Raw genomic sequence first — 13,542 nt, forward strand, 5'->3', positions numbered from 1 at the left:
CCTGGCCTTCAATCCGCCGAAAGCGGCATCGCCGCGCCGGATGCCTCATTGGCCACGGTAGCGGGCGCTTCCGCCTTGCGGAACCATTCCAGCGTCCGGCGCAGGCCTTCAGCCAGCGGCGTCCTTGGGACCCAGCCCAGCACCTCCCGCGCCCGGCTGATGTCCGGCTTGCGGCGGCGCGGATCGTCCTGCGGCAGCGGGTGGTAGGTGACCGCCGAGCGATGGCCGGTCAGCGCCAGCACATCCTCCACCAGCTTGCGCACCGTCTGCTCGTTCGGATTGCCGAGGTTGACCGGCCCCGGCTGCGGCCCGTCATGCGCCATCAGCCGCGTCATCCCCTCCACCAGGTCATCGACATAGCAGAAGGAGCGGGTCTGGCTGCCATCGCCATAGACGGTGATGTCGGCGCCGCTCAGCGCCTGGGTGATGACGTTGGATACGATGCGCCCGTCATCCGGCTGCATGCGCGGGCCATAGGTGTTGAAGATGCGCACCAGCCGAAGCTCCACCCGGCGGGCACGGTCGAAATCGAAGCACAGCGCCTCTGCTGCGCGCTTGCCTTCGTCGTAGCAGGCACGCGGACCGGTGCAATTGACATTGCCCCAATAGGCCTCGACCTGCGGATGCACCTCGGGGTCGCCATAGACTTCGCTGGTGGAAGCCTGCAGGAAACGCGCGCGGTGCCGCTCGGCCAGGCGCAGCAGGTTCCGCGTGCCCAGCACATTGGTCATCATGGTGTGCTCGGGATCCGCCTGGTACAGCGGCGGAGAGGCGGCGCAGGCCAGATTGAACACGCGGTCCAGCCTGCGCGGCAACGCCGAGGCCGGAAGCTCGTCGATGATGTCGGCTTCAATGAAGGTGAAGCGCGGCGAGCGCCGCAGATGACGCAGATTCTCGCCGGAGCTGGTGAGCAGGTTATCCACGCAAATCACATGCGCGCCGTCCGCGATCAGCGCGTCGCACAGATGCGAGCCCAGGAAGCCGGCGCCGCCGGCAACCAGGACGTTCTGAGGCTTGGCAGAACTCATGCGCTTTCCCTTTCCTGGGCCTGCGGGCGTGTCGTTTTGTCTCGCCGTGCCGCGCGCAGCATGGCTTCCAGCTGCGCGGCGCGATGCTCCGCCGTGTGCGCGGCGAGGATCTTCCGCCGCGCCGCCCCGGCCTGGCGGTCGCGCGCCGCCTCGTCCGGGTTGAGCAGAACCCGCAGCACATCCTCCGCGCCATCGGCCAGCAGGATCTCGGAGCCGGGCTCCAGCACGTCCTCGATGCCGTTCCAGCGATCGGAAATCACCGGGGCGCCGCAGGCGGCGGCCTCGAACAGCCGCACGCTGGGGCTGAAGCCGGCGCGCACCATGTCTGCGCGGGTGACGTTCAGCGTGTAGCGGCTGGCGCTGTAGAAGGCCGGATGCTCGCTGGGCGGCACATGCTCCAGCCGCTCCACATTGGCGGGCCAGTCGATCTCCGCCGGATATTGTGGGCCGGCCACGGCGAAGCGGAGTTGCGGTGCACGGCGCGCCGGCTCCAGCAACAGCCGCTCCAGCACCGGCTGCCGGTCGGGGCTGTAGGTGCCGAGATAGCTGAGATCCCAGCGCCGCCCCGTTTCAACCGGCTGATAGGCCGCAGCATCCACCGAGCAATACAGCGCCCGCGCCATGGGCGAGCCGTAGCGCCGCATCAGCAGCTCCAGCGTCGGCCCGCCGGTGAAGGAGCAATACAGGTCGTAGCCCGGGATCAGCGCGGGCGAGAGATATTCCTCATCGCCCTTCTCCAGCTTCGCCAGGGTGACGGGCGTGTCGATGTCGTAGAAGGCGCAGACCCCCTCGGCCATCCGCTGCGCCATGCGGCCCACCGTGACGCCGTCCGGCACATAGGAGCCGACCATCACCGCATCGGCGGCCGCGATCTCATCTTGCCAACGGCGCAGCCCGGCGGGTTCCCCATAGAGTTCCAGGCGGCAGAAATCCGGCGCCGGCATGTCGCGATGCGCGGCATACCAGGGCTTGTCGCGCTCCAGGAACAGCACCTCGTGGCCACGTTGCGCGAAGGCGCGCAGCAGGGCGCGGAAGGTGGTGGCGTGCCCGTTGCCCCAGGAGGAGGACAGGGTCAGCCCCAGCACCACCAGCTTCATGCCGCATCCTTCCGCGCCAGGGCGCCACGCAGCAGCGCATCGACTTCGGCACCGCGATGCGCATAGGTGTGCGATTCCAGGACACGGCGCCGCGCCGCCTCGCCGATGGCCCGGCTGCGTTCCGGCGTCAGGGCGGCGACATGGTCAGCGACGTCCTTTCCGTCGCGCGCCACCAGCACCTCCTCATCCACCTTCAGGAACATGTCGAGGCCGAGCCAGTCATCGGTGATCAGGCAGGCGCCGGCGCCCGTCGCCTCGAAGACGCGGGTGGCGGGGGACCAGCCGGTTTGCGCCATGCTGTCGCGGGCGATGTTCAGCACCGCCAGCGGCGAGGTGTTGAAGGCGTTGTGCTCGCGCGTGTAGACATGGCCCAGATGGCGGACATTGCCGCTCATCGCCTTGCTGTCCCAGCCATTGCCGCCGATCAGGAAGGACCGTTCCGGCAGCAGCGCGGCAGGGCGCAGGAAGAATTCCTCCACCCGCGCCTCGCGGTCCGGCAGGCGGTTGCCGAGGAAAGACAAATCGGCCTTGAAGCGCGGCTCGGCCGGCACCGGATGGTGCGTGGCGGGATCGACCGCGTTGTAGACCGGCACGCAGCGCCGCGCGCCGAGCCCTTCATAGGCGGCGACCACCGGCGGGCCACCGCCATAGGTCAGCACGAAGTCCAGCTTCGGCAGGGTGCGGCGCAACGGGTGGTCCGGCTGCGGCGTGATCTCCGCGAGGGTGGCAGGCGCGTCCACGTCCCAGAAGATGCGGATGGCGCCGGGGCGCGCGGCGTCCATGACGCCTTCGATCAGCTCATCGTCGAATACGCCGACGCCGCTGGCCTTCACCACCACATCGGCCTGCCGCGCCTCGGCCATCACGCCGCGCAACGCGTCATCCGTTGCCGTATAGACCACGACGCGCGCCCAGTCCGGTGGCTCGATATCGCGATGCTGCTGGCGGTCAAAGGCATCGGGCTCGTAGAAGGTGATGTCGTAGCCGCGCCGGGACAGATCATGCAGCATGCCACGGTAATAGGTGGCCGCGCCGTTCCAGTAGGAGGACAACAGGCTGGAACCATAGAACGCGATCTTCATGCGGCGTTCTCCATCCTCTCGGGGCCCATCTTGTCGGGCGAAGTCATCAGGGTGCCGGCGATGGCCAGCAGCTCGCGCATGCGGTGCTCGCAGCCATGCCGGGCACGGACGGTTTCAAGCCCGTGCGCCACGAGGGATTCACGCAGCGCGGCATCGTTGCGGATCGCCGTCATGTGGCGCCGCATCTCGTTCCCGTCGCGGGCGACGAGGTAATCCTCACCGGGCCGGAACAGGTGCTCGGCATCGTCCCAGGGGGCGCTCAGCAGCGGGATGCCGCAGGCCAGCGCCTCGAACACGCGGATGGTGGGAATGCCGGGGAGCAGCTGCGTGTAATAGCGGCGCGGCACATGCACCGTGGCAAGGTGGCGCGCGAACACTTCCGGCGCGCGGGCATTGGGCACCCAGCCGCGATAGCGCGCGCCATATGCGGCCAGCCTCGCCTTCGCCTCCTCCGGGTAGCGCACTCCGTGGATGTCGAGCGACAGGCCGGCCCCGCGCGCCGGACGCAGCAGGAAATCCTCGATCTCGGCGCTGCGCTCGCCATCGCCCCAATTGCCGATCCAGATCAGGCCCTCGCGCGGGGCCTCGATGGCGGGAGGGTGGAAGTGGCGCAAATCGGCCGCCTCATGCCAGACCCAGACGCGGTTGCCCCAGCCCCAGCGGCGATACACCCGGGCCAGCGTCTCGCCAAAGGCCAGCACGCCGTCATAGCCGGACAGGTCGAAGGCACGGATCGCCTCCGGATCACTGACCGCGCGATGATGCGTGTCGTGGAACAGCAGCCGGAACCGCCCGCCCCCGGCGCGCAGGCGGCCGATCCGCGCCACCACTGCCGGATCATTCCATTCATGCACGATGACGAGATCAGCCGTGCCCAGCGCATCCTCGATCTCCGTCGCATCGGCGTAGCTGTGCGAGGACAATTCAGGATAGGCGGCACGGAAGGCACTCAGCCCGGCCTCGCCAGCATCGCGGCGCAGGTTCTCCAGGCTCCAATTGTTGCCGGGTTCGAACACCGCCACTTCGTGGTCGTGCAGCACCAGCTCGCGCAGCACGCCGCGTAGGAAATGCGCGTTGCCGTGGTTCCAGCAGGACAGAAGGGAATGCGTGAGATAGGCGATCTTCATGCCGGCGTTTCCAGAAAAGCGCGGGCAGGCACCAGCTCGCGATAAAGATCCAGCGTCGCTGTCACCATGGCGTCCGCCGTGTAGCGCGCGGCACGACGCCGGGCCGCCTCGCCGCGGGCCTGGCGCAGCCGCGGCGCCGCCAGCCGGCGCAGCGCCGCCGCGAAGCCTGCAGCATCGCCGGACGCCACGTAATCCGCCGCCCCGCCCCAGATCTCGCGAAAGGTGGGAATGTCGGAAAGCACCAGTGGACACCCCGCCTGGGCCGCTTCCAGCACAGCGAGTCCAAATGGCTCATAGCGCGCCGCCGACACGAAGGCCGGCTGCCGCGCCAGCATGGCCTGCATCGCCGCGCGGTCCAGGCTGCCCTGGGTTTGCAAATGGCGCAGATCGATGCGTGCGCCGCCGGGGCCTTCCACCGGGCCCGCCGCCAGGAGGGGAAAAGGCAGTTGCGCCGCCGCCGCGTCCAGCGTGGCGAGGTTCTTGCCCTCGTCCCACAGCCGCCCGGCGGTGAAGGCGAAGAATGGCGTGGGCGATGCGCCGCGCATTGCCCAGGGCGCGGTGCCGTTGAAAACCAGCCGGGGCCGCTCGGGCAGGCCGTAAAGGGATTGCGTCGCGGCCGCGAAGGCCGCACTCGGCGCCGCCACCAGATCGGCGACGCGGTAGCCCTCGGCCAGCAGGTCGCGGTGCCAGGTGAAATCCGACGGCAGCGGGCCTGACCTCACCGCTGCCCACCAGCTCGCCATGCAGGAATGGCAGAAAGCCAGTACCGGGATGGGAAAGCGGTTGCCCGCCGCCAGGGCCGGGCTGTTGAGGTGCAGCAGGTCGGCCCCGCAATCACGCGCCAGGGCGGCCAGCCGGCCCCCCGCGTCCCGCACCGCGGCCGCATCCGGCACCATCCAGTCCAGCATCAGGCCGGTATCCAGCAGGCGAAGTCCCGGAATGGCCGCCGCTTCCAGCCGCTGCGTCGCACCGGGCGGTGGGCCGAGAACCGCCAGTGTCACCCGAACCTGCCGCGCCAAAAGGCCACGGCACAAGGTCAGGGCATAGGACCAGACCCCGCCCACGGCATCCGTTGTCACCAGCGCATGCAGAGGCCGGGGCTCCGCCGCCATCACGATGCGGCGCCCGCCACGTCCAGCGCCATCCCGCCCTTCCGGCTGCCCAGCCATTGCGCCAGGGCGGCGACGCCCTGGCGCCACGGCACCGGCTCCCGCAGGCCAAGCTGAGACCGGATCAGCCTTGTGTCCGACACGTAATAGCGTTGGTCGCCGGCGCGCCAGTCGCCATAAACGGTTTCCACCTTATGGCCGATCTCTGCCTCGATGGCGGCGATCACCTGGCGTAGGCTGACGGCGTTGCCCGGCCCGCCGCCAAGATTGAAGGCCTGTCCCTGCACTTCCCCGATGTGCCGCCAGGCGGCCATGTAGGCACCCACCGCATCCTGCACCTGCAACAGGTCGCGCACCTGGCAGCCATCGCCAAAAATGGTGATCGGCTCCCGCCGCAACGCGCGGATCAGGAAATGCGCCACCCAGCCCTGGTCCTCGGTGCCCATCTGCCGCTCACCATAGATGCAGCTCATGCGCAGCACCGTGGCGGGAAGGCCGAAGGAGCGGGAGTAATCCAGCACATACTGGTCGGCCGCGCCCTTGGAGCAGCCATAGGGCGTGTGGAAATCGAGCGGCCGTTGCTCGCCAATGCCGGCGGCGCGGATCACGGGGTCCACCGGCAGGTAGGCATCGCCGCTGCGCTCCAGCGCGATGTCAAGCAGGTTGCCGTACACCTTGTTGGTGCTGGCGAAGACCAGCGGCACGGCCTCGCCGCGCCGGCGCAGCGCTTCCAGCAGGGTGAAGGTGCCGCGCAGATTGACATCGAAATCCTCGCGCGGATCGGTGAGGCTGGTGGTCACCGCCACCTGCGCGGCAAGGTGGAACACTGCCTGCGCGTCGCGCGCCGCCTCGGTGAGTGCCGCATCGTCGCGCAGATCGGCGATGATGGGGATCAGGCGGCTGCCATGCTGCTGCTTCAGCCATTCCAGATTGGCCGCCACGCCCGGCCGCGCCAGCGCGTCGAACACCAGCACCTCATGCCCTTCGCGCAGCAGCCGATCGGCGAGGTTGGAGCCGATGAAGCCGGCGCCGCCGGTCACGAGAACCGGGCCTTTCCCTGGCCGCTTCGCCGGCCGCAGCGCCGGCGCGGCGAGGGGGCCGCTCACGCCACCAGCCCCCTGGTTTCGAGTTCGCTGCGGGCCTGCTGCACCCGGTCCTCCGCCTGCTGGCGGGCCACCCATTCGGCCAGTTCCGCGAGATCGGCCTGGAAGTCGCGGCTGACGCTGAAACCCAGCTCGCGCCGAATCTTGCCGATATCGGCAATGTTGTGGCGGATGTCGCCGCTGCGCGTCTTGTTGGTGATCTCCGGGGCCATCTCCGGCCGGCCCATCGCGGCCGCCAGTTCACGCGCCACCTCGGCCACGGTGCGGTCATGGCCGCTGGCCACGTTGTAGACCTGACCGGCGGCCTCGGGCCGCTCCAGCGCCAGGTGGAAGGCGCGCGCCACATCCTCGACATGCACGAAGTCACGGCGCTGCTGGCCATCCTCGAAGATCACCGGCGGCTGGCCATTGTGCAGGCGGGACGCGAAGATCGCCAGCACGCCCGTATAAGGGTTGGACAGCGCCTGCCCCGGCCCATAGGCATTCCACAGCCGCAACGCCACGCCTTCCATCCCGTAGGCCGGTGCCAGGGTCAGGGTCAGGCATTCCTGGGTGTGCTTGGAAATGGCGTAAACCGAGGCCAGCGCGGGGCGCTTGCTTTCCGGCGTCGGAACCGGGCGCAGCGGCCGGCCGGCCTTGTCCAGCGGGTCCCAGGGCGCATCGGGGCCGCGCCGCGGCGTGCGCCGAACATCCTCGTGCAGCGCACCATCTTCGTCCTGGTACAGCCCCTCCCCATAGATGCTCATGGAGGAGGCGACCACCACGCGCTTCACCGGCGCGTCGATCAGCTGCTGGAACAGAACCGCCGTACCAACATCGTTCACCGAGACATAGCGATCCACCGCATACATGCTCTGGCCGACACCGACCTCGGCAGCAAGGTGGACGACGCGATCAACACCGCGCAGCGCCCGGCGCACCGCCTCGGGGTCGCGCACATCGCCCCGCAGGAACTCCGCCTCGGCGTCCAGCAATTCAGGCCGGCCGCGGGCGCCATGCACCTGCTCGATCAGGCTGTCCAGCACCCGAACATGATACCCGCCGCGCAACAGCCGCCGCGCCAGATGGCAGCCGATGAAGCCGCCGCCCCCTGTAATCAGAACAGTTTCCTGCACTCTGGCAAATCTCCCGCCTCGGGCCATGCGGCGTCTTGTGCAGGCGCCGGAACAAAGAAGAAGTTGAAGTTGAACGACGACGGGAAGGCCGAGTTGCAGATTGCTACAATCTCCAGGGCCCAGGAATTGCTTTGGCCACAGGCCAAAATCCTTCTTTCGGCAAGGGTTGCAGTTTCGGCCCACATGGCTGCGCGGTTTCACGAAGATGTCATCGGGCAGGAGGAACAAAGAAGCTGGTGTGGTGTTGTGCCCAGAACGCGCCGTGACGTTTCAGCCCGGCTGGCATCCGCGGCACTCATCCGCTGAGATCGGCCGGCGGCCCATTGTTGATGCAAGGAGGATTCGTGTCGGCATCCAGATCTGTTCGGGTTGGCATTGTCGGTGTTGGCAACTGCGCCTCCTCCTTCGTGCAAGGACTGTCCTATTACCGCGATGCCGATGTGAATGAGCCGATCCCGGGGCTGATGCATGCCGATCTCGGCGGCTATCATGTGCGCGATGTCGAGGTGAGCTGCGCCTTTGACGTGAACGCCGCCAAGGTGGGCCAGGATGTCGCGGACGCGGTGCTGGCCCCGCCCAACAACACCAAGGTCTTTGCCAGGCCCGCCCCCACCGGCGTCAGGGTCGAGCGCGGCCCCACGCTAGATGGCCTGGGCCGCTATGTGCGCGGCGCGTTTCAGGAATCGGATGCCCCGGCCGCCGATGTCACCGACATCATCCGGCGCAGCGGCACCCAGGTGCTGGTGTCCTATCTTCCGGTCGGCTCGCAGCAGGCCAGCGAATGGTATGCCGAACGCGCGCTGGAGGCCGGCTGCGCCTTTGTCAACTGCATCCCGGTCTTCATCGCTTCCAACCCTTCCTGGCAGAAGCGGTTCGAGGAGCGCGGCCTCCCCATCATCGGCGACGACATCAAGAGCCAGGTCGGCGCCACCATCGTGCACCGCGTGCTGGCCAACCTGTTCCGCGAGCGCGGCGTGCGCCTCGACCGCACCTATCAGCTGAATTTTGGCGGCAACACCGACTTCCAGAACATGCTGGAGCGCGAAAGGCTGGAATCCAAGAAGATCTCCAAGACCCAGGCGGTGACCAGCCAGTTCGACGTTCCCCTGCCCGCCAATGACGTGCATGTGGGCCCCAGCGACTACGTGCCCTGGCTCGAGGACCGGAAATGGGCCCATATCCGGCTGGAGGGCACGGCCTTCGGCGGGATGCCGCTGAATCTGGAACTGAAGCTGGAGGTCTGGGATTCGCCCAACTCCGCCGGCATTGTCATTGATGCCGTGCGCTGCGCCCGCTTGGCCTTGGATCGCGGCCTGTCCGGCGCGCTGGCCGCGCCCTCCAGCTACTTCATGAAGTCGCCACCCAGGCAGTACACCGATCAGGAGGCACGGGAGCGCACCTTGCGTTTCATTCAGGGCCTGGACTGACCGCACCGCATGGCGATGACGTTGTTCCTGCTGCGGCATGCGGCGCATGACCGTGTGGCGGATACGCTGTGCGGGCGCATGCCGGGCGTGGCACTGGGCGGAGCGGGGCTGGCCCAGGCCGATGCCCTGGCGGCACGGCTGCATGGTGAAGGCATCGAGGCGCTCTACACCAGCCCGGTCCAGCGTTGCCACGAAACCGCCGCACCCATTGGCCGCGCCCTGGGCCTCGATCCCCTGGTCGATGACGCGCTGACCGAGATCGATTTCGGAGACTGGACTGGGCGGCGCTTCACGGAGCTGCTGGATGATCCGCAGTGGCGGCATTGGAACAGTGCCCGCGATGATGCAGCGCCACCATGTGGCGAATCCATGCGCGCGGCGCAGCGCCGGGTGATGGGCTGGATCACCGCCGCGCATGATCGGCACCCGGATGGCCGTGTCGCCATGGTCAGCCATGGCGACGTCATCAAGGCGGCGCTGTGTTTCTTTCTGGATCTTCCCTTGCAAGCCTATGAGCGCTTCGACATCGCGCCGGCCTCGCTCAGCGCCCTTGTTGTCTGGCAGGGGGGTGGCAGGGTGCTGTGCCTGAACGAACAGCCGCCGGCCAAAACGGAGATGGCATGACACCCGACACGATCCGTGCGGAAGCTGCAAAGCTCGGCCCCTGGTTCCACAACATCACCCTGCACGGTGTTTCAACCGCGCCGGAGCATCCCTTGGGTGATTACCCTGCCTGCGTCTGGCAATATTTCGGCCATGCCTTGCCGCAGGATCTGCGTGGCAAGTCGGTGCTCGACATCGGCTGCAATGCCGGGTTCTTTTCCATCGAGATGAAGCGGCGCGGCGCGGCCCGCGTGCTCGGCGTCGATTCCGATGCGCGCTACCTGGAACAGGCCCGCTTCGCGGCGCGCGCGTTGGATCTCGAGATCGAATACCGCGAATTGTCGGTCTATGACGTCGGCGCGCTGGGTGAGCGCTTTGACGTGGTGCTGTTCATGGGCGTGCTCTACCATCTTCGGCACCCGCTTCTGGCACTTGACCTGCTGCGCGAGCATGTGGTCGGCGACCTTCTGGTGTTCCAGAGCATGCAGCGCGGCCCGCGCGAGGTGGAGCCGGCGCAGGAGGATTACCCCTTCGAGGCGGAGGAGCAATTCGCTCGTCCCGGCTGGCCGCGGCTGCATTTCATCGAGCACCGCTATGCCGGCGACGTCACCAATTGGTGGATCCCGAACCGCGCCGGTGCCGAGGCGATGCTGCGGAATGCCGGCTTCGAGATCCTGCACCATCCCGACCGCGAGATTTATCTTTGTCGGCCCGTCGCGCCACCTTATGGCTCGGCGGCCGTCTATCCTGCAAAGGGCCCGCGTTGATGCTTGAAGCCGCCATGATCTGGAACGAGCCTAACAACAAGTCGCACTGGGACCCGGAGCTCGATCCGGATTGGGTGATGTTCGCGGAAACGGCCCGGCTCGCGGGACAGGCGATCCGCGCCGAGCACGGCTCCCTTCCCCGCGTGCTAGGTGGCATGTCGCCGATCGACCCGGTGTTCATCATGAAGATGCAGCAGCGCGGCGTGCTAGACCAGATGGAAGCGGTCGCGGTGCATGGCTTCCCGCTCGACTGGAACAACTGGCTGATCCATGAATGGCCGGCGAAGCTGAAGGAGATCCAGGCGGTCACGCACCTGCCGGTCTGGGTATCGGAGGTCGGCGTGTCCACCTTTGGGGCCGAGGAAGTGCAGCTCTGGGGCCTGAAGCGCACGGCGGAGCTGCTGATCGGCCAGGCGCCGCGCATCCACTGGTACAGCCTGTACGACCTGCCGTCGCATTGGGAAGCGACCACGCGGCACCGGGAGGCGGAAGGCTCCTCCTATTACCGTCACTTCCACATGGGCCTGCTGCGCGAGGATGGCACGCCGAAGCTGGCCATGGAGGAGTTCGAGAAGCACACGCCGCATCTCGGCATCTGCCAGTGGTTCCATTACCAGGATCACCGGCTGGACGATGCCGTGACCTGGCTGAAGCGCCTCGGCGTCACGCATCTGCGCACCGGCCTGTCCTGGGCCGACAGCTTCCGCCCCGACGCGCTCGCCTGGTTCGACCGGCAGATGGAAGCGCTGCGCGACTTCCAGGTCACCGCCACCTTCTGCTTCACGCCGGAGCATCGCGGCATCGCGCCGCACCACACCAGCCCGCCGCAGGTGAAGGAGGAATTCGCCGAGTTCTGCGCCAGCATGGTGCGGCGCTACGCCGGCTGATCCTTTCAGCCTCGGCGCGACGAGGAGAAGGGGTGGGCCTGGAGGAATTCCTTTTTCCAGGCCTTTTCCTTACCGCCCATAGATGCCGTCCAGCACCCGCGACACATCGGTGATGCGCTCGATCGCCGGGTCGTAACGCTGCCCCTCGGCGAGGCGGCGCGCCCAATCCGCCGCGGCGCGGCCACCCCATTCATCGGGCGGCGTGGCCAGGGTCTCGCGCGACGTGCCGCGATAGCGCTCGGCGGTGAAGTCGTAGAAGGAGCCGTCGATGTTGCGCAGCGCCGCGCCGCCCTCGGTGCCGTAGAAGGCGGCCGAGATCATCGCGTCACAGCCGGCCTGCAACCGCCAGGAGCAGGCAAGGCGCAGTGCCGCACCATCCTGCAGGTCGATGTTCGCAATGGCATAGTCCTCGACGCGGCCTGGTTGCGGGCCCAGCCGCTCACCGCCCGCGAACAAGGTGCCGGAAACGCGCCCGACCGCCGGAAAATCCAGCGTCCACAGCGCCAGATCCACCAGATGCACGCCGAGATCCATGACGCAGCCGCCACCCGATTGCGCCGGGTCATAGAACCAGGGCTTGTCCGGTCCATAGGCATTGTGGAACACTAGGTCCACGGCATGGATGCGCCCCAGCTCGCCGGCCCGCACCAATTCGCGGATGCGCCGCATGCCCTCGGTGAAGCGGTAGGACAGATCCACCGCCAACAGGCGGTCGGCAGCCTTGGCGGCCTCCACCACCGCCTGCACCTCCGGTGCCGTGCGGCCGAGCGGCTTCTGGCAGAACACCGCGACGCCGCGCCGCAGGGCCTGGATGGATTGCTCGGCATGCAGGGCGCTGGGGGTGGCGATCACCAGCCCATCCAGGTCCTGCGCCAGCAGATCGTCCAGCCCATCGGCGTGATAGGCATCGGGGGCCAGCTTCGCGGCTTCTTCCAGCATGGCGGGCGTGGGGTCGGCGATGGCGGCGATCTCGGCCAGACCGGTCGCGGCAATGGCCTGCATGCGGTGACGGCCGATCCAGCCAATCCCCAGAAAGCCGAGGCGTGGACGGCTCATGGCATCGTCACCACGGCCTTGAGGAAGCCTTCCGGCCGATCCCTGGTGGCGTCCAGCGCCTCGCCCAGCCGCTCCAGCGGGAAATGGTGGGTATAGAGCGGCACCGGGTCCAGCCGCCCTGACATAACCGCTTCCAGGGCATCCCTCATGCCGGACATATAGATTTCGGTATCCCGTTCATGCGCATTGATCACGTCGATGCCGCGCCAGTTCCACAGCCACATATTGACCTGCCGCGGCCCATCCTGGTGATAGCCGGCGACGATCAGCCGGCCGCGCTCGGCGGTCAGCTCCCCCGCCAGATCCAGGGGCCATTGCTTGCCCACTGCCTCCACCACCCGTTCGCAGAAGCGGCCGCCGGTGAGGTCCTTGACCCGCTCGATGATGGCGCCGTGGTCTTCCATCGGGATGGTCTCGGCGGCGCCCATGCGGCGGGCCAGTTCCAGCGAATAAGGCCGGCGCGAGATCGCGATGACCCGGGCCCCCACCTCCGTCGCCAGCCGCGTCAGGATGGAGCCCAGGAAGCCAATGCCGATGATGGCGACGGTTTGCCCCGCCCTGATGTCGGCACGGCGGAAGATGTTCATGGCGCAGCCCAATGGCTCGCCCAGGAAGGGCTGTCCGGCCAGCGCATCCGGCAGGGGGAGCACGTTGCGCGCCTCGGCCAAATCATATTCGGCATAGCTGCGGAAGGACAGCGCGGCCACGCGCTGGCCGGGGGCAAGGCCGCTCACCCCTTCTCCCACCGCGTCGATCACGCCCCATCCTTCATGGCCAAGGGCGCCCGGATCACCGGGGAACTGCATCCAGTCCGGCCCCGCCCAGGGCGTCAGGTTGGAAGCGCAGACACCGCAGCCTTCCAGCCGCAGCCGCACCTGACCGGGGCCGGGCACGGGGCGGGCCACTTCGCGGATCTGCATCTGGCCGGGGCCTGCCTGCACCGCCGCGCGCATGGTGGAACCGGGCGCCGCCTTCCTCATCGCCGCATCTCCCGCTGATGGCGGGATGGAAAGGAGAGATGGGAAGGGCATTCGATCCGCAAGGACATACTCCACTTAATCGAGAAGGCGGCCGCCGGCAGGCCACCCTTCCTGCTTGGAACCGGATCAGGCATCGGAAATAGCCTGGAGTTCCCGGATAT

General features: G+C 67.8%; 14 protein-coding genes. 5 read left to right on the plus strand and 9 right to left on the minus strand.

Features of this window, described 5'->3' with window-relative positions:
• Nucleotides 1-8: 8 nt before the first annotated feature.
• From F0Q34_RS17360 to F0Q34_RS17390, 7 genes are read right to left on the minus strand one after another with little or no spacing between them, the layout of a single operon-like run.
• Entirely contained in the window at nt 9-1,028 is a 1,020-nt protein-coding gene (locus tag F0Q34_RS17360) for a UDP-glucuronic acid decarboxylase family protein (protein WP_149813515.1), read from the minus strand.
• The gene (locus tag F0Q34_RS17365) at nt 1,025-2,125 is read right to left on the minus strand and encodes a CgeB family protein (protein WP_149813516.1); all 1,101 of its coding nucleotides are present in this window, start codon (nt 2,123-2,125) and stop codon (nt 1,025-1,027) included. The genes F0Q34_RS17360 and F0Q34_RS17365 overlap by 4 nt, the downstream gene beginning before the upstream one ends.
• The gene (locus tag F0Q34_RS17370; RefSeq protein ID WP_149813517.1) at nt 2,122-3,207 is read right to left on the minus strand and encodes a CgeB family protein; all 1,086 of its coding nucleotides are present in this window, start codon (nt 3,205-3,207) and stop codon (nt 2,122-2,124) included. The genes F0Q34_RS17365 and F0Q34_RS17370 overlap by 4 nt, the downstream gene beginning before the upstream one ends.
• Nucleotides 3,204-4,334, minus strand: coding sequence for a CgeB family protein (locus F0Q34_RS17375; RefSeq protein ID WP_149813518.1), 1,131 nt, complete (start codon nt 4,332-4,334; stop codon nt 3,204-3,206). Before F0Q34_RS17375 ends, F0Q34_RS17370 begins: the two co-directional genes overlap by 4 nt.
• The gene (locus F0Q34_RS17380; protein ID WP_241665556.1) at nt 4,331-5,413 is read right to left on the minus strand and encodes a glycosyltransferase family 4 protein; all 1,083 of its coding nucleotides are present in this window, start codon (nt 5,411-5,413) and stop codon (nt 4,331-4,333) included. The genes F0Q34_RS17375 and F0Q34_RS17380 overlap by 4 nt, the downstream gene beginning before the upstream one ends.
• A gap of 32 nt (nt 5,414-5,445) precedes the next feature.
• Nucleotides 5,446-6,549: an SDR family NAD(P)-dependent oxidoreductase gene (locus tag F0Q34_RS17385; RefSeq protein WP_241665557.1), complete on the minus strand. Its 1,104-nt coding sequence runs from the start codon at nt 6,547-6,549 to the stop codon at nt 5,446-5,448.
• A complete protein-coding gene (locus tag F0Q34_RS17390; RefSeq protein WP_174242072.1) occupies nt 6,546-7,661 on the minus strand; it encodes an NAD-dependent epimerase/dehydratase family protein in 1,116 nt (371 codons plus the stop codon). Before F0Q34_RS17390 ends, F0Q34_RS17385 begins: the two co-directional genes overlap by 4 nt.
• Before the next feature lie 69 nt (nt 7,662-7,730).
• Between F0Q34_RS17390 and F0Q34_RS21870 the strand changes: the two genes are divergently transcribed.
• Genes F0Q34_RS21870 through F0Q34_RS17410 form a run of 5 tightly spaced genes read left to right on the plus strand, consistent with a single transcriptional unit; the run spans nt 7,731 to nt 11,345 of the window.
• A complete protein-coding gene (locus F0Q34_RS21870; protein WP_161600931.1) occupies nt 7,731-7,967 on the plus strand; it encodes a hypothetical protein in 237 nt (78 codons plus the stop codon).
• Between the two features lie 38 nt (nt 7,968-8,005).
• Complete coding sequence (locus F0Q34_RS17395; protein WP_241665558.1) at nt 8,006-9,088, plus strand: inositol-3-phosphate synthase; 1,083 nt, start codon at nt 8,006-8,008, stop codon at nt 9,086-9,088.
• Between the two features lie 9 nt (nt 9,089-9,097).
• Nucleotides 9,098-9,712 carry a histidine phosphatase family protein gene (locus F0Q34_RS17400; protein WP_149813523.1) on the plus strand — a complete coding sequence of 205 codons (615 nt, stop codon included), beginning with the start codon at nt 9,098-9,100 and terminating at the stop codon, nt 9,710-9,712.
• The gene (locus tag F0Q34_RS17405) at nt 9,709-10,458 is read left to right on the plus strand and encodes a TIGR04290 family methyltransferase (RefSeq protein WP_149813524.1); all 750 of its coding nucleotides are present in this window, start codon (nt 9,709-9,711) and stop codon (nt 10,456-10,458) included. The genes F0Q34_RS17400 and F0Q34_RS17405 overlap by 4 nt, the downstream gene beginning before the upstream one ends.
• On the plus strand, nt 10,458-11,345 hold the full coding sequence (locus F0Q34_RS17410; RefSeq protein WP_149813525.1) for a beta-xylosidase: 888 nt from the start codon (nt 10,458-10,460) through the stop codon (nt 11,343-11,345). Before F0Q34_RS17405 ends, F0Q34_RS17410 begins: the two co-directional genes overlap by 1 nt.
• A 69-nt stretch (nt 11,346-11,414) precedes the next feature.
• Here F0Q34_RS17410 and F0Q34_RS17415 read toward each other — a convergent pair whose 3' ends face one another.
• Nucleotides 11,415-12,401 carry a Gfo/Idh/MocA family protein gene (locus F0Q34_RS17415; protein WP_149813526.1) on the minus strand — a complete coding sequence of 329 codons (987 nt, stop codon included), beginning with the start codon at nt 12,399-12,401 and terminating at the stop codon, nt 11,415-11,417.
• Nucleotides 12,398-13,381: an MDR/zinc-dependent alcohol dehydrogenase-like family protein gene (locus F0Q34_RS17420; RefSeq protein WP_206668077.1), complete on the minus strand. Its 984-nt coding sequence runs from the start codon at nt 13,379-13,381 to the stop codon at nt 12,398-12,400. Before F0Q34_RS17420 ends, F0Q34_RS17415 begins: the two co-directional genes overlap by 4 nt.
• Between the last annotated feature and the right edge of the window lie 161 nt (nt 13,382-13,542).

It is taken from the genome of Teichococcus oryzae (assembly GCF_008386565.1).
Taxonomy (GTDB): domain Bacteria; phylum Pseudomonadota; class Alphaproteobacteria; order Acetobacterales; family Acetobacteraceae; genus Pseudoroseomonas; species Pseudoroseomonas oryzae.

Bases quoted from the DNA above. Each gene is read 5' to 3' on its own strand.
- F0Q34_RS17405 (WP_149813524.1), top strand. From the start codon at position 9,709: ATGACACCCGACACGATCCGTGCGGAAGCTGCAAAGCTCGGCCCCTGG.
- F0Q34_RS17375 (WP_149813518.1), bottom strand. From the start codon at position 4,334: ATGAAGATCGCCTATCTCACGCATTCCCTTCTGTCCTGCTGGAACCAC.
- F0Q34_RS17420 (WP_206668077.1), bottom strand. From the start codon at position 13,381: ATGAGGAAGGCGGCGCCCGGTTCCACCATGCGCGCGGCGGTGCAGGCA.
- F0Q34_RS17410 (WP_149813525.1), top strand. From the start codon at position 10,458: ATGCTTGAAGCCGCCATGATCTGGAACGAGCCTAACAACAAGTCGCAC.
- F0Q34_RS17400 (WP_149813523.1), top strand. From the start codon at position 9,098: ATGGCGATGACGTTGTTCCTGCTGCGGCATGCGGCGCATGACCGTGTG.
- F0Q34_RS17370 (WP_149813517.1), bottom strand. From the start codon at position 3,207: ATGAAGATCGCGTTCTATGGTTCCAGCCTGTTGTCCTCCTACTGGAAC.
- F0Q34_RS17415 (WP_149813526.1), bottom strand. From the start codon at position 12,401: ATGAGCCGTCCACGCCTCGGCTTTCTGGGGATTGGCTGGATCGGCCGT.
- F0Q34_RS17360 (WP_149813515.1), bottom strand. From the start codon at position 1,028: ATGAGTTCTGCCAAGCCTCAGAACGTCCTGGTTGCCGGCGGCGCCGGC.
- F0Q34_RS17365 (WP_149813516.1), bottom strand. From the start codon at position 2,125: ATGAAGCTGGTGGTGCTGGGGCTGACCCTGTCCTCCTCCTGGGGCAAC.